Source organism: Stutzerimonas stutzeri, from assembly GCF_002909485.1.
Lineage (GTDB): Bacteria > Pseudomonadota > Gammaproteobacteria > Pseudomonadales > Pseudomonadaceae > Stutzerimonas > Stutzerimonas stutzeri_AH.
Genome location: NZ_PPXG01000010.1, coordinates 1 through 20,126 on the forward strand (window position 1 = coordinate 1; position 20,126 = coordinate 20,126).

Annotated in this window: 20 protein-coding genes; 9 read left to right on the forward strand and 11 right to left on the reverse strand. The window is 58.4% G+C overall.

The window, feature by feature from the left end; all coding sequences use genetic code 11:
• The 5 genes from CXK91_RS22815 to CXK91_RS20315 all read left to right on the forward strand — a co-directional run.
• Nucleotides 1–310, forward strand: a 310-nt coding sequence (locus CXK91_RS22815) for a hypothetical protein (RefSeq protein ID WP_103457829.1), incomplete at its 5' end; no start/stop codon positions are given.
• A 174-nt stretch (nucleotides 311–484) separates the two neighbouring features.
• Nucleotides 485–1,822, forward strand: a complete 1,338-nt coding sequence (locus tag CXK91_RS20300; RefSeq protein ID WP_103457830.1) for a TRZ/ATZ family hydrolase — start codon at nucleotides 485–487, stop codon at nucleotides 1,820–1,822.
• Between the two features lie 145 nt (nucleotides 1,823–1,967).
• Nucleotides 1,968–2,666, forward strand: a complete 699-nt coding sequence (gene ubiG / locus CXK91_RS20305) for a bifunctional 2-polyprenyl-6-hydroxyphenol methylase/3-demethylubiquinol 3-O-methyltransferase UbiG (protein WP_103457831.1) — start codon at nucleotides 1,968–1,970, stop codon at nucleotides 2,664–2,666.
• Nucleotides 2,666–3,337, forward strand: coding sequence for an N-acetylmuramic acid 6-phosphate phosphatase MupP (gene mupP / locus CXK91_RS20310; RefSeq protein WP_103457832.1), 672 nt, complete (start codon nucleotides 2,666–2,668; stop codon nucleotides 3,335–3,337). Before ubiG ends, mupP begins: the two co-directional genes overlap by 1 nt.
• Before the next feature lie 88 nt (nucleotides 3,338–3,425).
• The gene (locus CXK91_RS20315) at nucleotides 3,426–4,166 is read left to right on the forward strand and encodes a YciK family oxidoreductase (RefSeq protein WP_103457833.1); all 741 of its coding nucleotides are present in this window, start codon (nucleotides 3,426–3,428) and stop codon (nucleotides 4,164–4,166) included.
• 73 nt (nucleotides 4,167–4,239) lie between these two features.
• On the opposite strand, the gene rluB is transcribed toward CXK91_RS20315, so the two are convergent.
• The 5 genes from rluB to prmB form a co-directional block, all read right to left on the reverse strand.
• Nucleotides 4,240–5,370, reverse strand: coding sequence for a 23S rRNA pseudouridine(2605) synthase RluB (gene rluB, locus CXK91_RS20320; protein WP_103457834.1), 1,131 nt, complete (start codon nucleotides 5,368–5,370; stop codon nucleotides 4,240–4,242).
• A gap of 112 nt (nucleotides 5,371–5,482) precedes the next feature.
• The gene (locus tag CXK91_RS20325; RefSeq protein ID WP_103457835.1) at nucleotides 5,483–6,127 is read right to left on the reverse strand and encodes a bifunctional 4-hydroxy-2-oxoglutarate aldolase/2-dehydro-3-deoxy-phosphogluconate aldolase; all 645 of its coding nucleotides are present in this window, start codon (nucleotides 6,125–6,127) and stop codon (nucleotides 5,483–5,485) included.
• A 17-nt stretch (nucleotides 6,128–6,144) separates the two neighbouring features.
• Entirely contained in the window at nucleotides 6,145–6,858 is a 714-nt protein-coding gene (gene pgl / locus CXK91_RS20330; protein WP_103457836.1) for a 6-phosphogluconolactonase, read from the reverse strand.
• Nucleotides 6,845–8,314 (reverse strand): glucose-6-phosphate dehydrogenase, encoded by a 1,470-nt coding sequence (gene zwf / locus CXK91_RS20335; RefSeq protein WP_103457992.1) that lies wholly within the window; start codon nucleotides 8,312–8,314, stop codon nucleotides 6,845–6,847. The genes pgl and zwf overlap by 14 nt, the downstream gene beginning before the upstream one ends.
• 236 nt (nucleotides 8,315–8,550) lie before the next feature.
• Nucleotides 8,551–9,474, reverse strand: a complete 924-nt coding sequence (gene prmB / locus CXK91_RS20340) for a 50S ribosomal protein L3 N(5)-glutamine methyltransferase (protein ID WP_103457837.1) — start codon at nucleotides 9,472–9,474, stop codon at nucleotides 8,551–8,553.
• A 293-nt stretch (nucleotides 9,475–9,767) separates the two neighbouring features.
• Here prmB and CXK91_RS20345 point away from each other — a divergent pair, with 293 nt between their 5' ends.
• The 3 genes from CXK91_RS20345 to folE all read left to right on the forward strand — a co-directional run bounded on the left by CXK91_RS20345 (nucleotide 9,768) and on the right by folE (nucleotide 11,724).
• The gene (locus tag CXK91_RS20345) at nucleotides 9,768–10,364 is read left to right on the forward strand and encodes a cysteine hydrolase family protein (RefSeq protein WP_103457838.1); all 597 of its coding nucleotides are present in this window, start codon (nucleotides 9,768–9,770) and stop codon (nucleotides 10,362–10,364) included.
• A 162-nt stretch (nucleotides 10,365–10,526) separates the two neighbouring features.
• Nucleotides 10,527–11,084, forward strand: coding sequence for a Smr/MutS family protein (locus tag CXK91_RS20350; RefSeq protein ID WP_103457839.1), 558 nt, complete (start codon nucleotides 10,527–10,529; stop codon nucleotides 11,082–11,084).
• Nucleotides 11,085–11,178: 94 nt separating this feature from the next.
• Nucleotides 11,179–11,724, forward strand: a complete 546-nt coding sequence (folE, locus tag CXK91_RS20355) for a GTP cyclohydrolase I FolE (protein WP_103457840.1) — start codon at nucleotides 11,179–11,181, stop codon at nucleotides 11,722–11,724.
• Between the two features lie 46 nt (nucleotides 11,725–11,770).
• Here folE and CXK91_RS20360 read toward each other — a convergent pair whose 3' ends face one another.
• Both CXK91_RS20360 and CXK91_RS20365 read right to left on the reverse strand, forming a co-directional pair.
• On the reverse strand, nucleotides 11,771–12,373 hold the full coding sequence (locus CXK91_RS20360) for a glutathione S-transferase family protein (protein ID WP_103457841.1): 603 nt from the start codon (nucleotides 12,371–12,373) through the stop codon (nucleotides 11,771–11,773).
• A gap of 44 nt (nucleotides 12,374–12,417) precedes the next feature.
• Nucleotides 12,418–13,584, reverse strand: a complete 1,167-nt coding sequence (locus CXK91_RS20365; protein ID WP_103457993.1) for a PLP-dependent aminotransferase family protein — start codon at nucleotides 13,582–13,584, stop codon at nucleotides 12,418–12,420.
• Between the two features lie 80 nt (nucleotides 13,585–13,664).
• Between CXK91_RS20365 and CXK91_RS20370 the strand changes: the two genes are divergently transcribed.
• Nucleotides 13,665–14,108, forward strand: a complete 444-nt coding sequence (locus CXK91_RS20370; protein WP_103457842.1) for a MarR family winged helix-turn-helix transcriptional regulator — start codon at nucleotides 13,665–13,667, stop codon at nucleotides 14,106–14,108.
• 104 nt (nucleotides 14,109–14,212) lie between these two features.
• Here the strand turns inward: CXK91_RS20370 and rpsA are convergent, their stop codons facing one another.
• The 4 genes from rpsA to hisC form a co-directional block, all read right to left on the reverse strand.
• Nucleotides 14,213–15,895 (reverse strand): 30S ribosomal protein S1, encoded by a 1,683-nt coding sequence (rpsA, locus tag CXK91_RS20375; protein ID WP_103457843.1) that lies wholly within the window; start codon nucleotides 15,893–15,895, stop codon nucleotides 14,213–14,215.
• Between the two features lie 193 nt (nucleotides 15,896–16,088).
• Entirely contained in the window at nucleotides 16,089–16,778 is a 690-nt protein-coding gene (gene cmk / locus CXK91_RS20380) for a (d)CMP kinase (RefSeq protein ID WP_103457844.1), read from the reverse strand.
• Nucleotides 16,775–19,018, reverse strand: coding sequence for a bifunctional prephenate dehydrogenase/3-phosphoshikimate 1-carboxyvinyltransferase (locus tag CXK91_RS20385; protein ID WP_103457845.1), 2,244 nt, complete (start codon nucleotides 19,016–19,018; stop codon nucleotides 16,775–16,777). Before CXK91_RS20385 ends, cmk begins: the two co-directional genes overlap by 4 nt.
• Nucleotides 19,015–20,124, reverse strand: a complete 1,110-nt coding sequence (gene hisC, locus CXK91_RS20390) for a histidinol-phosphate transaminase (RefSeq protein WP_103457846.1) — start codon at nucleotides 20,122–20,124, stop codon at nucleotides 19,015–19,017. The genes CXK91_RS20385 and hisC overlap by 4 nt, the downstream gene beginning before the upstream one ends.
• Nucleotides 20,125–20,126: the final 2 nt, after the last annotated feature.

Consider the following 20,126-nt stretch of genomic DNA (forward strand, 5'->3'; position numbering starts at 1 on the left):
GTTACCTGTCAAGCTGTTTTTGAAGAAGTTTTTCTTTCTTCTCAACCGCTTGCGCTTCAGATCAACTTGCGTCTCTCATCAGCGGGAGGCGAATCATACAGCGTTCAAAACCGCTGTCAACCACCTCTTTCAACCGCTTCCGATCAACCTGACCGAAGCCACCAGCAGCGCTAAACCACCGCCCTGCCAGCCCGGCGCATTCTACTCGAATCCGCCACCAGTGCAACCCTTTTATCTCGCTAACCTTTTGATTTGCAAGAGGTTTTGCTTAAGGACTGCGCCGGAAGTGGTGCGCATTATAGGGGCCTGAAAACTACCGTCAACCGTTAATTCAGACTTTATGCGTTTGGCCACGCCCGGCGCACATCCAAAGGCCACCTATATAAATGATGGATTGCATGCAGCCCTGACGCCTCACTGCCTTTCTTCAAACTGGGCCCTTCAGCCATTACACTAACGCCTTTCTACTAAGTCATGGCTTCTCATGTCCCCGCAAAGCGGCGCCCCCCTAGATCTGCTTCTCTTTCCAACCTGGCTGGTTCCGGTAGAACCTGCAGGGGTGGTACTGAAAGGGCACGGGCTCGGAATTCGAGACGGCCGTATCGCGCTTATCGCACCGAAAGCTGAAGCACTTAAATATGCGGCCAATGAAACGCGCGATCTAGAGGGGATGCTGCTCGCACCTGGCCTCGTTAACGCACACGGGCATGCAGCCATGACCCTGTTTCGCGGCCTCGCCGATGACCTGCCCTTACAGCGCTGGCTTAAAGACCATATCTGGCCGGCTGAAACCCGGTGGGTTGACGAAGCTTTCGTCCAAAGCGGCAGCGAGCTTGCCATTGCCGAACAGTTGAAAAGCGGCATCACGTGCTTTTCAGACATGTACTTCTATCCCAACGTCGTAAGCGCGCTCGTGCACAAGTATGGCGTGCGAGCACAGATCACCATTCCCGTCCTGGACTTTCCGATCCCCGGTGCCCGGGACGCTGACGAAGCGCTGCGCAATGGCGTCGCACTCTTCGACGACCTTAAGCACCACCCGCGCATCACGGTTGCCTTCGGACCGCACGCGCCGTATTCAGTCACGGACGACAAGCTTGAGAACATTCGCATACTGGTGGCGGAGATGGACGCAGGGGTTCATATGCATGTCCACGAAACTGCCCATGAGGTTCAGGAGGCGCTGCAGAAGAGTGGCGAGAGACCCTTAGCGCGGCTTGCACGACTTCAGCTACTCGGGCCGCGATTCCAGGCGGTGCACATGACGCAGGTCGATGATGAAGATATCGAACTGCTCACTGAGCATAATTGCAGCGTCATTCACTGCCCTGAATCCAACCTCAAGCTCGCCAGCGGCTTCTGTCCCGTGGAACGCCTCTGGGAAGCTGGAATCAACGTTGCGATCGGAACCGACGGCGCCGCGAGCAATAACGATTTGGATCTGCTAGGCGAGACACGCACCGCCGCCCTGCTGGCAAAGGCAGTCGCCGGATCGGCTACAGCACTGGACGCTCATCGGGCGCTACGCATGGCTACGCTCAACGGAGCACGGGCCATGGGGCTGGACGACCATACCGGATCGCTGGAGGTCGGCAAGTTCGCAGATCTGGTCGCGTTCGACCTCTCGGGCCTAGCTCAACAACCTATATACGACCCCGTCTCCCAGTTGATCTACTCCACCGGCAGGGACACGGTCCGGCATGTGTGGGTCGGCGGCAAGCAGCTGCTTGATAATGGCAGCCTGACCCGCATGGATGAGCAGCGGATAATAGCCAATGCCCGCCAATGGGCTGAACGGATCGCAGGGACGGACAAGTCTTGACGCGTTCGTGTCCATATAGAACCTGTTATCGCGACAAACTGACATACAAACTGTGGGCGGCTGATGCACCCACCATCTATCCGAAGCTGGCAACATGAGCGTTTGCAGCTCAAGCTTCTCCCTCAGCCTTCAAACGGACCGGATCATGAGCAACGTCGACCACGCTGAAATCGCCAAATTCGAAGCCCTTGCGCATCGTTGGTGGGACCGCGAAAGCGAGTTCAAGCCGCTGCACGAGATCAACCCGCTTCGAGTGAACTGGATAGACGAACACGTTGGGCTAGCAGGCAAGAAGGTCATCGATATTGGCTGTGGCGGTGGAATTCTGAGCGAATCCATGGCCCAGCGCGGAGCCAAGGTAATCGGCATAGATATGGGCGAAGCTCCGCTGTCGGTAGCGCGCCTACACCTTCTCGAGTCCGGGCTTGACATTGATTATAGGCAGATCACTGCCGAAGCGATGGCAGAGGAAGCACCAGAACAATTCGATGTCGTCACCTGCCTTGAGATGCTGGAACACGTACCTGATCCGGCATCGGTCATCCGCGCCTGCTGTGCACTGGTCAAGCCAGGCGGACAGGTATTTTTCTCCACGATCAACCGCAATCCGAAAGCCTACGCGTTAGCCATTATTGGCGCAGAGTACGTGCTGCAGTTGCTTCCGCGAGGCACCCACGACTTCAAGAAATTCATCCGGCCATCGGAACTGGGTGCCTGGAGCCGCGACGCCGGCCTGGCAGTCAAAGACATAATCGGCCTAACTTATAACCCGCTCACCAAGCACTACAAGCTGTCCGCGGACGTCGATGTCAACTATATGGTTCAGACCATCAAGGAGGCATGATGCGCCTGCGCGCTGTTCTGTTCGACATGGACGGTACTCTGCTCGATACCGCTCCCGACTTCATCGCCGTCGCGCAAGCCATGCGAATTGCCCGTGGTCTGACGCCCGTTGCGGGACAACAGATTCGTGATGTGGTGTCTGGCGGAGCAAGAGCCATGGTGCTCAGCGCATTCGACGTTGATCCGCTATCGCTCGAGTTCGAAGAACTGCGTCTCGAGTTTCTCGAGCGATATCAGGAAAATTGCGCAGTACACAGCCACCTCTATGAAGGCATGGCCGAATTACTCAATGAGATTGAGCAGGCAAACCTGCTTTGGGGGGTTGTGACCAACAAACCACTGCGTTTTGCGGAACCAATCATGCATCAGCTGGGCCTAGCCTCCCGCTCTGCGGTTCTGATCTGTCCTGACCACGTCAAAAATAGCAAGCCGGATCCCGAGCCTATGCTCCTGGCATGCAAAAAACTCAACCTCGATCCATCTGCAGTGCTGTTCGTCGGCGACGACCTGCGGGATATCGAATCCGGCCGCGCCGCCGGAAGCAGAACGGCCGCGGTGAGCTACGGCTACATCCACCCCGAGGACAACCCCGGTAACTGGGGCGCGGATGTTGTGATCGATCATCCGTTGGAGCTGCGTCGAGTTCTGGATCGAGCGTTGTGCGCCTGCTGAATTGGCAATAGCGCAACCTCCCCGATGCTATCCGCTCGGCAGCGGCTGCCGAGCGCCAAATATTAATATCGATTTACGAGGCATCCCGATGTTCGAGTACTCCGCCCGCCCCGACCTCCTCGAAGGGCGCATCATTCTGGTTACCGGGGCCGGTCGCGGCATCGGAGAAGCCGCAGCTAAGGCCTATGCCGCTCACGGAGCTACGGTGCTGTTGCTCGGTAAGAACGAAGAAAATCTAAACCGCGTCTATGACGATATAGAAGCGGCGGGGCACCCCCGCCCCGCAGTCATCCCGTTGAATCTGGAAACCGCGCTGCCTCATCAATATGATGGACTGGCCGCTATGGTCGAACGCGAATTCGGGCATATCGACGGCATCTTGCATAATGCGGCAATCGTGGGGCCGCGCACGCCTCTCGAGCAGTTGTCCGGCGACAACTTCATGCGGGTGATGCAGGTAAATGTGAACGCGATGTTCATGCTGACCAGTACCCTGCTCCCGTTGCTCAAGCTGGCCAAGGACGCATCGGTAGTCTTCACATCAAGCAGTGTTGGCCGCAAAGGGCGCGCCTACTGGGGTGCCTATGCAGTGTCGAAGTTTGCTACCGAGGGATTGATGCAGGTGCTGGCAGACGAAATGGACGACACCTCACCGGTCCGAGCTAACAGCATCAACCCCGGCGCAACCCGCACTGACATGCGCGCCAAGGCCTACCCGGGAGAGAATCCGATCGTCAATCCGCTTCCCGCCGAAATCATGCCTGTCTACCTATACCTAATGGGCCCGGACAGTGCCGGGATCAATGGTCAGGCTTTCGACGCTCAATAACGCCGGAGTGCCAATAGAGCAATGCACTGCGCAGTGGGACAGTCGCTATCCCTCTGCGCAGCACTAGAACTCTTTAGGATTTCTTGTTGCGGTCACGCCCGAAACCAGGACGCTGGCCGTCACCTGCGGGCTTATTGGCTAGCCCCGGCGAACGCCCAGCACCATCATTGCGCCTCCCACCCTTACGCGATTCACCTGGGCGCTCTGCGACCGGCGTTCCACGGGACTTCTCGCCGCTAGCATGCGGCTTACGCCCACTCTGGTCGTTCCGTGGTGCCCGTGACTTTTCCGACGCAGGCGAATCAGCCTCGTTCGCCGAGCGCAACACTCGGGGCCGACGGTCGCCCCGACTCAGTGGTTTAGCCACCTTGCGCTGCATACGGTCGATCTTTTCCTTGGCCTTGGCTTTCATACTTGGCAAGGCGAGTGGCTTGAGACCCACTTCCTGGCTGAGGATGTCCACCTCGCTTTGCGACATCTCGCGCCAGCGCCCCATCGGCAGATCGGAAGTCATGAATACCGGACCGAAACGAACCCGCTTCAACCGGCTCACAACCAGGCCCTGAGATTCCCAGAGCCGTCGAACCTCGCGATTGCGGCCTTCCATCACTACGCAGTGGTACCAATGATTGAATCCTTCACCGCCAGGTGCTTCCTGGATATCGGTAAAGCGCGCCGGACCATCCTCCAGCATCACACCAGTTTTGAGTCTGTCGATCATTTCGTCATCGACCTCCCCGCGCACCCGCACCGCATATTCGCGGTCCATTTCATATGATGGGTGCATTAGGCGGTTGGCCAGCTCACCGTCAGTGGTGAAAAGCAGGAGGCCAGTGGTATTGATGTCCAACCTGCCGATGTTGATCCAACGGCCTTCCTTGGGGCGCGGCAACCGATCAAAAACCGTGGGGCGCCCTTCCGGATCGTTGCGTGTGCAAATCTCACCATCAGGCTTGTTATAGATCAGTACGCGACGAACAATTTCATTCGCTTCTTCGCGCTTTAGCAGGCGGCCATCGACAGCAATCGCATCGTGCGAATCGACACGCTGGCCAAGGCTGGCGATAGCGCCGTTGACTTTGACTCGACCTTCGGCGATCCATTTTTCAACGTCGCGACGCGACGCCATGCCCAGACGGGCCAGGACTTTCTGCAGCTTTTCGCCGTGAGTTACATGAGTGCTTGTTTCTTCGTGCTCGGTCATCTGGGCACCTCCCGGTGTGGCAATCCGATTGAAAGGGCGCGAATCATACGCGCATAGTTGCTGCTACGCACCTAGGACAGCGTAGCAGCACTGCGGAACAGCCATGGTGGAGTCAGCGCAAAGCCGCCAGCGCCTCAGCCGTTCGCTGCTGAATAGCTGACCAGTCACCGCTGGCGAGGCTCGTGCTATCTATCATCCAGGTACCACCAACACACATTACGTTCGGCAATGCCAGGTATTGTGGGGCGTTGCCAGCTGTTACACCGCCGGTGGGGCAGAAACGAACATCCGCAAAAGGGCCGCCAAATGCCTTCAATGCAGCGATGCCACCACAGACCTCAGCCGGAAAGAGTTTGAAGCGACGATAACCGAGCGCGTAGCCCTCCATGACATCCGATGCGCTACTGGTGCCGGGCAGCAGCGGCACAGAACAGCTGACTCCTGCCTCGAGGATTTCCCGCGTAGAACCTGGCGTGACGATGAACTGCGCACCCGCTGCTTCAGCCTCATCCATCATGCGTCGGTTCAGCACGGTGCCGGCGCCAACACAAAGGCCTGGACGTTCTTCACGCAGTTGTCGAATGGCGGCCAGGCCGTAACTTGATCGCAAGGTGATCTCCAACGTACGTAGACCGCCCGCAGCCAATGCATCAGCAAGGGGCAGGATCTGCTCTTCGCCGCCGATGGTGATAACTGGCAAGATCCGCGCATCTACACAGATTCGTTCTATCAGAGCGTTTTTCTGGTCCATGGTCATGCGAAAGTCCTCGGGCCTCACGGGCACCAATAGATTTCGAGCGGGGAATGCAGGAATGCACGGATCGGCATCTGCAGCGGGTCGGCAATGAGAGCCGCGCGCAAGGTTTCCAGTTTGTCGGCGCCCTGGATGGCTAGGCACTGCTTCCGCGCACACGCCAAAAGCGGATAGGTCATCGTTAGACGAGCCTGCGGTGCAAACGGCGCCTGCATCGGTAGGCAGCGCTCCTGGCAGTCCTCCCGTAGCGCGTGTGCGAGCCCAGGATTGCCCGGGAACAGCGAAGCCGTGTGGCCATCGTCCCCCATTCCCAGTACCAGCACATCGATGGGCCGAGTCAGTTGCCCAAGTGCACGGTCGGCAAGCAATGCAGCCTGCTCCACAGAATCGGTAGGTTGGTACAACCCGATCAGCCGCGCTTCACGGGCCGCGTTCTTCAGCAGGTGACGTCGCACCAACCCTTCATTACTGGCCGGATCATCCGGAGACACCCAGCGCTCATCAGCCAAGCTGATCTGCACCTTCGACCAGTCCAGCTCCTGGGTTGAAAGTAGCTCGAAGAATGCAATCGGACTGCGCCCGCCGGACACGACCAAACTCGCGACGCCATGGGTTTGCACTGCATAGACAAGCGCCTTGGCCACACTGTCAGCCATCAACTCGGCCTGCCGCTGCGGACTGGCCGAACTATGTGCCACCACTCCGGTAGGAATATCCAGTTCAGAGATCGCCATACCACGCCCTCCCATCGCGTGTGATCAGTGCAATCGAAGCGACTGGCCCCCAGGAACCAGCGGGATAAAGCTTGAGCTCTGCGCCAAGACGATTCCAGCCTTCGATGAGCTGATCGCACCATTGCCACGCATACTCGATTTCATCCCTGCGCACGAAAAGGTTCTGATTGCCCTGCATGACCTCGAGCAGGAGGCGCTCATAGGCATCGGGAATGCGGGTGCTCTTGTAGGTCTCGGAGAAATTCAGCTGCAAGGGCCCACTGCGCAAGTGCATGCCCTTGTCCAACCCCTGCTCTTTGGTCATCACCTGTAGCGAAATGCCCTCGTCAGGCTGCAGACGAATGATCAGGCGATTGCTGATCAGCGCTCGCTGCTCAGGCGCGAAAATGTAGAAAGGTGGTTCCTTGAAATGAATGACGATCTGCGACAGCTTCTGCGCCATACGTTTGCCGGTACGCAGATAGAAAGGCACTCCTGACCAGCGCCAGTTGCAGATGTCGGCACGCAACGCCACGAAGGTTTCCGTGCCGCTTTCGGCGTTCGAGTTCTCTTCATCCAGATAGCCGGGTACCGAGACGCCGGCAACGTTGCCGGCGGCATACTGGCCCCGCACCACCCGCTGATGAATGGATTGCGCGGTAATCGGGGCCAGCGCCTTGAGTACCTTCACCTTTTCATCACGGATGCTGTCGGCGGTCAGATTGCTTGGAGGATCCATGGCGATCAAGCAGAGCAACTGCAGCAGATGGTTCTGAACCATATCGCGCAATTGACCGGCCTGATCGAAATAGCCCCAGCGCCCTTCGATGCCGACTGTTTCGGCCACGGTGATTTCCACATGGGAGATGTGGTGCTGGTCCCACTGCGTCTCGAATAGGCTGTTGGCGAAGCGTAGCGCGATGAGGTTCTGTACCGTTTCCTTGCCGAGATAATGGTCGATACGATAGATGCGACTCTCCGGAAAGTGTTCGGCGACCGCATCGTTGATAACGCGAGAGGACACAAGATCGTGGCCGATGGGTTTTTCCAGAACGACCCGCGCCTGCTCTGCAAGCCCTGCCGAAGCCAGGAACCTGCAGATGTCACCATAGACGGCCGCGGGCGTAGCGAAATAGGCAATCAGGGGCTGCTCGACCGGCACACAGCCACGAAGCGCCGCGTAATCCTCAGCCCGGTTAAAATCCATTGCCAGATAGTGCAGTCGGGCGCCGAAACGCTCGAGAGCCGGCTCATCGAGCTCACCAGCAGGAACCCGAGCACGCAGCGCATGCTCAATCCGTGCCTTCTGGGCGGCCGGCTCACCGCTCTCGCGCGATAGCGCGAGAATCTGGGTATCGGCATGCAGTAGGCCAGCACGATCCAACTGATACAGGGCTGGAAACAGCTTACGCAGCGCCAGGTCGCCCAACGCGCCGAACAACGAAAAGGTGATGGGTTCTACCGTAATGCCTGGCATGGTCCGTCCGCTTGAATGCAAGGGCTCAACGACGTGTAGCGCGAGCACGACAATGATCAGTCGGCGATGAGCGAAGATATCGCGCGCCGCCTTCCAATCAGACACCACATGCAACAGACCACTCGGCGACGCAAATGCTCAGCATCGGCGGAAAAATCCGCACAGCGCCCAGCCTCCTTGGCACGCAGCATATGCCTAGTCACGGCCACCTCGACCTAACCCCGGTTCTCAGCTGATCAGCTTCCCGCAAGACGTGCGCGGAACAGCGCCTGATGCTTTCGGCACTGCTGAGCCGCGAGCAGGAACACGCCATGTCCGCCGCATGAGAACTCCAGCCAGGTGAAATCCACTTCAGGATACAGTGCCTGCACATGAACCTGGCTATTCCCCACTTCGACGATCAGGATGCCGTCATCGGTGAGATGATCAGCGGCCTGCGCGAGCATACGCCGCACCAGATCCAGCCCATCTTCACCGCAAGCCAACCCCAAGGGCGGCTCATGATGAAACTCATCGGGCATGTCGTCGAAATCTTCGGCATCGACGTACGGAGGATTGGAAACGATCAGATCAAAGCGCTGATTGGGCAGCCCGTCGAACCCATCGCTTTGCACTGTGTAAACCCGATCCTCGAGTCCGTGATGTTCGATGTTTCGATTCGCCACCTCGATCGCATCGAACGATAGGTCAGCGAGAACCACCTCCGCTGCAAGAAACTCGTATGCGCAGGCGATGCCGATACAGCCTGACCCGGTGCACAGATCGAGTATCCGCGTCGGCGTATCGGGTAGCCACGGCTCAAAACGATGCTCGATCAGCTCACCTATCGGCGACCGCGGGATCAACACACGCTCATCGACGATGAAGGGCAAACCGCAGAACCACGCCTGCCCAAGAAGGTAGGCCGTTGGCACGCGCTCCTCAATTCGACGACGCAGCAGATTCTGTAGATGCTCACACTCATCGAGCTCCAGACGGCAGTCCAGATAGCTATCGGACATTTCCCACGGCAGGTGAAGTGCACCTAGCACCAATTGGCGCGCGTCATCCCAAGCATTGTCGGTGCCATGACCGAAGAACAACTGCTCGGCCTGAAATCTGCTGACAGCCCAGCGAATATGGTCACGTAGCGTACGTAAGCGGGAGAGCGAAGCGGTCAAGATGACGTCTCCTATAAAAAGGGCGCGAGTGTAGCAGGCATACGAAAAACGCAGCTATGCCACTGCTCGTAAGGCTCAGGTAGTGGCCATGGCTCATCCCGTTTTTCGAATCGCCACTACGCCCAGTTCGCTCTTCGAACCGCGCCAGGAGCTCGGGCTCTTCTTGGCAGGCGAAGCAGAATCCCGATTAGACCGAGCAGTCAGGACTTCACCCAGCGAAACATGAGCCGGACGGTTCACATCCGCGCATTCTGGCGCCACAATCAGCCCCCTCAAAGCACAAGGAGCCGAAAATGACCAAGCCACAGACCATGCTTCAGCTCAGTGGCCGCAGCTATAACCCGGCCACGCTGACGAATGCCACACTGCTGGTCATCGATGTTCAGGAAGAGTACCGCAGCGGTGTTCTGGCCCTGCCTGCGCTGGACCGGGCACTGCCGGAAATCACTCGCCTCCTGGCCGCTGCGCGTGAGGCCGGTGCGCCAATCGTGCACGTGCATCACCTGGGTATCAGCGGCGGCCTTTTTGACCCGCAGGGTTTCCGCGGACAGATCATGCCCGAGGCTGCACCGCAGCCAGGAGAGGCAGTAGTTGCCAAACGCCTTCCGAACGCCTTTTCCGGTACCGAACTTCATGACCTGCTGCAGAAGCTCGGGCGCCTGGACCTGATTGTTTGCGGCTTCATGACCCACTCGAGCATCAGCACTACCGTTCGAGCTGCCAAGGATTACGGCTATCGCTGCACGCTGGTCGATAGCGCCTGCGCCACGCGGAACCTGCCCATGGGCGATGGCAGCATCGACGCAGATCAGGTGCACCGAATCGAGATGACTATTCTCGCCGACAACTTTGCCGTTTGTGTGCAAGACGTAGCGGCGCTAGCGCTTTAGGGATTCACGATCTGAAGGCCAGCTGAGCTGCCCGGCCTATCCAGCAATAGATACAGCAGCTGCGCATGCATGATCTGCCCCAAACAAATGACACGCCTGGGCGGAACGCTCATCCGCCAGGCGCAGTGGCTGGGGTAAACTGCCACCCTGTTTGGAGGCCCCATGCAAGAAGACGACTTCTCTCTCTTCAAATCGGCGGTGCGCGGCGTCAAGCCGATCAAGCACGACCGCGCCGAGACCGGCAAAGCACGTAATAATCGCGAACAGATTGCGATTCGCCGCAGCAACGCCACCGTTAGCAACGAGACCACTCGCGTCGACGGGCTATCAGATCAGTTCGTCATAGATGTCGGCGCCGAAGACGAGCTTTACTGGGCTCGCGACGGGGTGCAGGACAGTCAGGTCCGCAAACTCAAGGCGGGCCAGATCCCGTTCGAGGGGAGCCTTGACCTGCATGGCATGAGCGTCGAGAAAGCCCGCGAGCTACTGTGGGACTTTATTGCCGAAGCCACCCGACTCGAAGTGCGTTGCGTCCGCGTCACCCATGGCAAGGCTGCGCGGGTCGACGGCAAGCGCCCGTTGATCAAGAGCCACGTCAACACCTGGTTGCGGCAGCACCCGCAGGTGCTTGGCTTCACATCCTGCCTGCCACGCCATGGCGGAACCGGCGCTCTGTACGTAATGCTCAAACGCACCATGCTTGAAGGCCGGGACGAGTGAACCGCACGCCGTATCGCTCGATATACTTGCCAGCCAAGCGGCCGCCCCCTACCCTTCGCGTTCGCGCCCTCATGAAGCCTGACAGGTAGTTTCAATGTCTCTGGAACAACACTACACCGCGATCCTTGGCCAACTTGGCGAGGACGTTAGCCGCGAAGGTCTGCTCGACACGCCCAAGCGTGCTGCCAAAGCCATGCAGTACCTATGCAAGGGCTATCAGCAAACCCTTGAAGAAGTCACCAACGGTGCGCTGTTCAGTTCAGATAACAGCGAGATGGTGCTGGTCAAGAATATCGAGCTGTATTCGCTGTGCGAGCATCACATACTGCCGTTCATTGGTAAGGCGCACGTCGCTTACCTCCCCAACGGCAAGGTACTCGGCCTGTCGAAGGTTGCCCGGATCGTAGATATGTACGCGCGCCGGTTGCAGATCCAGGAAAACCTGACCCGCGAAATCGCCGAAGCGATGCAGCAGGTTACCGGTGCATCAGGTGTGGCCGTTGTCATCGAAGCCCAGCACATGTGCATGATGATGCGCGGTGTCGAGAAGCAGAACTCATCGATGGTTACGTCGGTGATGCTCGGTCAGTTCCGTGACAACGCCGCAACTCGCAGCGAGTTTCTCGGACTGGTCAAGTAACATCGGGCGTACAGAAAAAACAGGGCCCTTGCGGCCCTGTTTGTTTTCAATCGTACATGCCGATATACCTTGGATGACTGGCGACTCGCTGCAACCATTGGCGAATCGCGGGATAGGCATCCAGTTGAAAACCTCCCTCCTCGGCCACGTGCGTATAGGCATATAGCGCCACGTCCGCGATGGAGTAATGCTCCCCCACCAGATAGGGCGTACGCAGCAGTTGCTGCTCCATCACGTTCAGCGCGTGATACCCGTCCAGCTGCTTGGCCTCATACTCTTCACGGCGGTCCTCCGGCATGCCGAGATAGACCTTGATGTAACGAGCAACCGCAAGAAAGGGCTCGTGACTGTACTGCTCGAAGAACTGCCACTGCAGTACCTGGGTGCGCAGGCGTGGATCTGTAGGCAGGAACTCACTGCCCTCCGCAAGATAGTTCAGAATTGCATTGGACTCCCAAAGGCATGCGCCATCTTCAAGCTCCAGCACCGGAATCTTGCCGTTTGGATTCTTCTTGAGAAACTCCTCGGAGCGAGACTCGCCCCGTAGAATATTGATCGGAATCCATTCGTAAGGCTGGTCCAACAGATGAAGCATCAGCTTGATCTTGTAGCAATTACCCGACCTGTAATCGCCATAGACTTTCAACATGGTCTCCCCTCCGATCAACCCGCGATGCGGGTTTGCAATATCCTTCAAGCGGCTTCCAATGCACTGGCATTACGGATAACTTGCGCGAGCCGACGTAGCCCTTCCTCCATTCTCTCAGACGCAACATGGCTAAAATTCAGCCGCAGATAACCGGGATTGGCGTCTGGGTCCACGAAGAACGGCTCGCCGGGCATGAACACCACATCATTGGCGAGCGCCTGGGCAAGCAACGTTCGCGTATCCAGCGGCCGCTTCAGGGTCAGCCAGAAGAACAGTCCACCCTGCGGCAGCTCCCAGGTCGCCAGATCACCAAAATGCTCGTCGAGCGAAGCCTGCATTGCGTCACGGCGGACACGATAGAAGTCCCGCAGCTGCGCAAGATGCTCTTGATAACGTTCACTTCCCAGCCACTGCAGCGCCTGCCATTGACCGATCCGGTTGGTATGCAGATCAGCTGACTGCTTAAGCCGCAGCAAATAAGGGAATAGGTCCGGTGAGGCAATCAGATAGCCCACTCGCAAGCCAGGAAGCAGCGTCTTCGATACCGTACCGGTGTACATCCAGCTGGCACGCTTCAGTCGCGAGACGATTGGCCTGGCACTGCCCTGATCAAATACCAGCTCACGGTATGGTTCATCCTCAAGCAGAGTCACGCCAAACTCGTCGAGCAAGCTGGCAACGTCGTTACGCTTGTCCTCGCTGTAGCGAACGGCAGATGGATTCTGGAAGGTGGGGATCAGATAAGCGAAAGCGGGCGTGTGCTGTTCCAGCATGGCGCGCAGCGCTTTCAGGTCCGGGCCATCAGCCTGTTGCGGGACAGCCAGACAGTGTGCGCCAAACAGCTGAAAGGATTGAAGCGCGGCAAGATAGGTCGGCGCCTCAACCAATACCTCCGTGCCCGAGTCGATAAACAACTTCGATGCGAGATCCAGTGTTTGCTGCGAGCCACTGACGATTAACACCTGGCTAGCCTCGCAAGGTACGCCAAGTTCTCGCGCTTGGGCGGCAATGGTTTCACGCAAGGCGGGCTCGCCTTCGCTCATGCCGTACTGCCCCATGCCTGCCGGCAGCTCGGCCCAATCGACCGCAGGCAGCATCGCCTCGGCCGGCAGTCCTCCAGCGAAGGACATCACCTCCGGGCGCTGGGCTGCAGCGAGGATTTCACGAATGAGGGAACTTTTAAGGCGAGTAATGCGTTCGGAGAAGGCCATTTTCATACCAGATGCGAGGCGCTGCAAAATAAGTCAAACTTCTTGACCGAAATTACGCCTCTCACGATAAATACGTCAATATGCCTGACCTAAAAAAAAGCGCAGTACAGCGCCAGATCATGGAGAGCTTCTTTCTCGGCTATCAGGCCTTCACGGCCAAGCCTGACGAAATGCTCGCCCGCCGCGGCCTGTCCCGTGTGCATCACCGCATTCTGTTCTTTATCGCGAGCTACCCGGACCTAAGCGTCAAGGAGCTGCTGAGCTATCTTGGCGTTTCCAAACAGGCATTGAATACGCCGCTGCGCCAGTTGATCGAGATGCATCTGGTGGAAAGCCTTACTGCAGAGGATGACAAGCGAAAGCGCATGCTGCGGTTTACCGCAGAGGGAGCGAAGCTCGAGCAGGCCTTGCGCAGGGAACAGGTCCGCCTGCTTCAACGCGCCTTCGATGATGTCGGCGAACAGGCCGTGGATGGCTGGCTGGCAGTCAACCAGGCGCTTGCCATGGAGAAAACCAAAGGCTAGACGAGGATTCGGAGATCCGACCGGATGGCTTCATCTTCAGATCACTTTCTTACAGACGCAAAAAAGGGCGACCGAAGTCGCCCTTTATTATGAAGAACCCGAACTTAGTTCTGGTTTTCCATCTGAGCACGGATCAGATCACCAATGGTGGTCGGGCCAGTGCTTTCTACGTCCTGCTTGGTGCGCAGCTCTTTCATCGCATCCTTTTCGTCTTCGACGTCTTTGGACTTGATGGACAGACTGATCACGCGGGACTTGCGGTCAATGCTGATGATCTTGGCTTCGACTTCGTCGCCTTCCTTCAGCACGTTGCGCGCGTCTTCAACGCGGTCACGGCTAATTTCGGAAGCTTTCAAAGTAGCTTCGATATCGTTACCCAGATCGATGATGGCGCCCTTGGCGTCAACTTCTTTCACGGTACCGCGAACGATGCTGCCCTTGTCATTGACGGCGGCGTAGTTGGAGAACGGATCGTCTTCCAGCTGCTTGATGCCCAGGGAGATGCGCTCACGCTCCGGGTCGACCGACAGGATGACGGTGTCCAGCTCGTCGCCCTTCTTGAAGCGGCGAACGGCTTCTTCACCCGGCTCGTTCCAAGAGATGTCGGACAGGTGAACCAGACCATCGATGCCGCCGTCCAGACCAATGAAGATACCGAAATCGGTGATCGACTTGATCGTGCCGGAGATCTTGTCGCCCTTGTTGAACTGGCCGGAGAAGTCTTCCCATGGGTTGGTTTTGCACTGCTTGATACCCAGGGAGATACGACGACGCTCTTCGTCGATGTCCAGAACCATGACTTCCACTTCGTCGCCGACCTGTACGACCTTCGACGGGTGGATGTTCTTGTTGGTCCAGTCCATTTCGGAAACGTGTACCAGACCTTCGACACCTTCTTCCAGCTCGGCAAAGCAGCCGTAGTCGGTCAGATTGGTAACGCGAGCCTGAACACGGGTGCCTTCCGGGTAACGAGCCTTGATGGCAACCCATGGGTCTTCGCCCAGCTGCTTCAGGCCCAGCGATACGCGGTTGCGCTCGCGGTCGAACTTGAGCACCTTGACATCGATCTCGTCGCCAACGTTGACGATCTCGGACGGATGCTTGATACGCTTCCAGGCCATGTCGGTGATGTGCAGCAGACCATCGACGCCACCCAGGTCAACGAACGCACCGTAGTCGGTGAGGTTCTTGACGATACCCTTGACCTGCTGACCTTCCTGCAGGGATTCCAGCAGAGCTTCACGCTCGGCGCTGTTCTCGGCTTCCAGCACGCTGCGGCGGGAAACGACAACGTTGTTGCGCTTCTGGTCCAGCTTGATGACCTTGAACTCGAGCTCTTTGCCTTCCAGGTGAGTGGTATCACGCACCGGACGGACATCGACCAAGGAGCCTGGCAGGAACGCACGGATGCCGTTAACGTCGACAGTGAAGCCGCCTTTAACCTTACCGTTGATAACGCCCTTGACCACTTCCTCGGCGGCGAAAGCTGCTTCCAGAACAATCCAGGATTCCGCGCGCTTGGCCTTTTCACGGGACAGCTTGGTTTCGCCAAAGCCATCTTCAACCGCGTCCAGAGCAACGTGGACCTCGTCACCCACCTTGATGGTCAGCTCGCCCTGCTCGTTGTAGAACTGCTCGACCGGGATGACGCCCTCGGACTTCAGACCGGCATGAACAGTGACCCAGTCACCGTCGATGTCGACCACGATGCCGGTGATGATGGCACCCGGCTGCATGTCGAGGGTTTTTAGGCTTTCTTCAAAAAGTTCTGCAAAGCTTTCGCTCATGTTTATTCCTGCTGTTTTCGGACGAGGACCCGCCCAATCTCCACATTCCAGACAATGTGGGTTCATTCATATAAAAAAAGGCCTGTGGGACTGGATCTGGTCTCCCACATGCCTCCTTGTTAACGGCCCCGAGAGGCACATCGTAACGACTGCGCCAGCTCAAGGTCCGTTTGGCCGCCTTTCGGCATTCCGTTCATCCAGCCAAATCGCGCTCGGCGACTTCGCTCAGAATCTTTTGCAGCACTTCTTCGATGGAGAGCGTAGTGGAATCCAGTTGAACGGCATCGTCTGCCGGCCTCAACGGTGCCACCGCACGTTGGGTATCACGCTCGTCGCGCTCCCGGATCTCCTCAAGAAGACTCGCGAGATTAACATCATCACCGCGAGCCTTCAACTGCAAGAAGCGTCTGCGAGCACGTTCCTCTGCACTCGCAGTAAGAAATATCTTCAGCGGCGCGTCGGGGAAAACCACTGTCCCCATGTCGCGCCCATCAGCCACCAGGCCGGGAGCCTCGCGAAATGCCTTCTGCCGTTGCAGCAGGGCCGTGCGGACCACCGGCAACGCGGCTACCTGAGATGCACCGGCACCCACTTGTTCGTTGCGGATGGATTCAGTGACCTCCTCCCCTTCCAAGGTGATGATCATGCCGTGCCCGTCGCGAGCAGCACCGAACTGAACGTCGAGGTGTTCGGCTAGCACCTTTAGCGCTTCTTCGTTGGTTAGGTCGACACCGTGATTGCGCGCAGCAAATGCCAGCAATCGATATAAGGCGCCGGAGTCGAGAAAGTTCCACCCGAGTTCTCCGGCGAGTAGTGCGGCTACTGTCCCCTTCCCTGATCCGCTCGGGCCGTCAATGGTGATGACCGGTACGGGCCTAATCATGAACCACCCTCCGAGTGAACCCGCATGCCGGCACGTTGCGCCAGTGCAAGAAAATTGGGGAACGAAGTTGCTACGTTGGCACAGTCGTGGACCCGAATCGGACCGCTGGCGCGCAATGCAGCCACGCTGAACGACATGGCGATGCGATGATCCCCATGCGCCCAGACTTCGCCGGAGCCAATCGCACCTCCTTCGATGACAATCCCGTCTGGGGTCGGTTCAGCTTTGATGCCAAGCGCTTGCAAGCCGTCCGCCATTACCTGGATTCGATCGGACTCCTTGACTCGCAGCTCCTCGGCGCCACGCAGGGTGGTGCGACCCTCCGCGCATGCAGCCGCAACGAAGAGCACCGGGAACTCGTCGATAGCGAGCGGAACCAGATCCTCGGGAATATCGATACCCTTGAGCTGAGCGCCACGAACACGGATGTCTGCTACTGGCTCACCGCCCACTTCGCGAGGATTCTCCAGAGAGATGTCACCACCCATCAGCTTGAGGATGTCGATCACCCCTGTACGGGTCGGATTCACGCCAACGTGCTCAAGCACGATCTCTGAACCCTGCGCAATGCTCGCAGCCACCATGAAGAATGCCGCTGAAGAAATATCGGCAGGCACTTCAATATGGGTACCACGCAGCTTGTGTCCTGGTTCAACAACCGCAGTACTGCCCTTGACGGTCACCGGATAGCCGAAACCGCGAAGCATCCGCTCGGTGTGATCACGCGTCGGAGCCGGTTCGGTTACCGAGGTCTGATCAGCTGCATACAGGCCGGCCAGTAACAGGCAGGACTTGACCTGCGCGCTGGCCATCGGCATTTCGTAATGCATGCCGGACAGACGCTGGCCGCCGCGAATGGTCAGCGGCGGACGCCCTTCCGGTGCCGTCTCGATCACGGCCCCCATCTCGCGCAGCGGCTTGGCAACGCGGTTCATCGGCCGCTTGGACAGGGACGCATCACCCGTCAACGTCGTATCGAACGGTTGCGCCGCGAGCAAACCGGACAGCAGCCGCATGGAGGTTCCTGAGTTGCCCAGGTAGATCGGCCCGGGCGGGGCCTTGAGGCCGTGCAGACCAACACCATGGACCGTCACGCGCCCCTGATGCGGGCCCTCAATGACGACGCCCATGTCCCGGAACGCCTGAATGGTGGCCAGAGCATCTTCTCCTTCCAGGAAGCCTTCGACTTCCGTTACGCCCTCGGCAAGGGAACCAAGCATGATCGAGCGGTGAGAGATGGATTTGTCGCCTGGGACACGCAGATGGCCAGTCAGGCTGCCGCCAGGATTGGCGAGAAAAACGAGGTCATTGGAATGCATAACGTCCACATAGGCTCGGCGAGCCAGTATTTTGCTGAAATGTTCCCGGGCAGCCTTGGCGCGAGTGAAAACGCCCAACAGCTTGTGCCCGTCGCCTTCATCGACCGCGGCGCGCAGCGCGTCGAGGTCGGCACGAAAATCGTCCAGGGTATGCAGCACTGCCTCGCGATTGGCGAGAAAGATGTCGTGCCACATCACCGGATCGCTACCGGCGATACGGGTGAAATCGCGAAAACCACCTGCCGCGTAGCGGAAGATCTCGAGATTCTCATGGCGCTTGGCGAGCGAATCAACCAGTCCGAAGGCCAGCAGATGCGGTAAATGACTAGTGGCAGCCAGCACCTCATCGTGATGCGTCACCTCCATATGCTCGACATCCGCACCCAGCGCCGACCAAAGCTTGCTCACCAGCGTGAGCGCTTGCGGATCGGTATTTTCCAGCGGCGTCAGGATCACCTTGTGCCGCCGAAACAGCGTGCTGTTCGCCGCCGTCACGCCACTGAGTTCGGAGCCGGCGATGGGGTGGCCCGGCACGAACCTTGGTGGCATGTTGCCGAACACTTTACGCGCACAGCGCACGACATTGCCCTTGGCGCTGCCGACGTCAGTGATCACTGCGTCGCCCAGTTCAATGTTTGCCAGCTCGGCGAGCAGCCGCTCAAGGGCGAGAATAGGCGTGGCGAGCTGAATCACCTCAGCCCCATGACAAGCCTCTGCAAGCGTCTCGGCGCAGCGATCCACCACGCCCAGTTCGACCGCTAGCTCACGCGAGCGTGCATCCAGGTCGAAGCCGATCACCTCGCGACAAAGGCCAGCCTCGCGCAAGCCTTTGGCGAACGAGCCGCCAATCAGCCCAAGGCCTATCACCACCAGGCGATTCACAATAGGCGAAGGCTGCTGCACGTGACGAGCGTGATTCACTGAGCGAGCACCTGGCGCAGCACATCGAGAAAGCGTGCATTTTCCTGCTCGGTGCCAATTGAGACACGCAGGAACGTTGGCATACCGTATCCGGCCATAGGGCGCACAATCACCCCTTCGCGCAACAGCGCCTGATTGATCAGTGCAGCGTCACGGGCGAAGTCCACCGCGATGAAATTGCCCCGAGAAGGAATCCAATCCAAAGCCAGCTGACGGAAACCGGCTTCCAGCTGAAGCATTCCGGCATCATTCGCCTTGCGGCTGGCAAGCAGATAATCGACGTCATCCAGCGCTGCGCAAGCCGCTGCCAGCGCCAGACTGTTCACGTTGAATGGCTGCCTGACGCGATTCAGCACATCGGCGATCACCGGCGAACTGATCGCGTAGCCGACCCGCAGCGCAGCAAGCCCATAAGCCTTGGAGAAGGTGCGCGAAACCAGCAGGTTCGGGTAGTCGGCCAGAAACACCAGGCCATCCGGCAACTCCTGCCCTTCGGCATATTCAATGTAGGCTTCGTCCAGCACCACCAGAACACGCTCCGGTACGCGCGCGAGAAATCCACCCAGCGCAGCAGCATCGAACCAGGTTCCGGTGGGATTGTTGGGGTTGGCGAGGAAAACAACACGGGTGTTGTCATCAACGGCCGCCGCCATTGCGTCGAGGTCGTGACCCCAGTTCCTGGCCGGTACGGCACGTGCCTCGCCCCCGACCGCCTGCGTCGCAATCGGATAGACAGCGAACGCATGCTCACTGAACACGGCGTTGAGGCCTGGCGCCAAATAGGCGCGCGCCACGAGCTCCAGAATGTCGTTGGACCCATTGCCCAGCGTGACCTGATTGATCCCTACTTCATAGCGCTCGGCCAGCCGCTGCTTGAGCGCGAAACCGTTACCGTCTGGATAACGGGTGAGCTCCGAAAGCGCGGCTTTAATCGCGGCAAGCACTTTCGGACTCGGCCCCAACGGATTCTCGTTACTGGCCAGCTTCACGATTCCCGCCGGGTCCAAGTTCAGCTCTCGCGCCAGCTCGTCAACCGGCTTGCCCGGCACATACGGAGACAGTTTCTGCACCCCAGGCTGCGCCAGGGCGAGGAAATCACAACTCATAA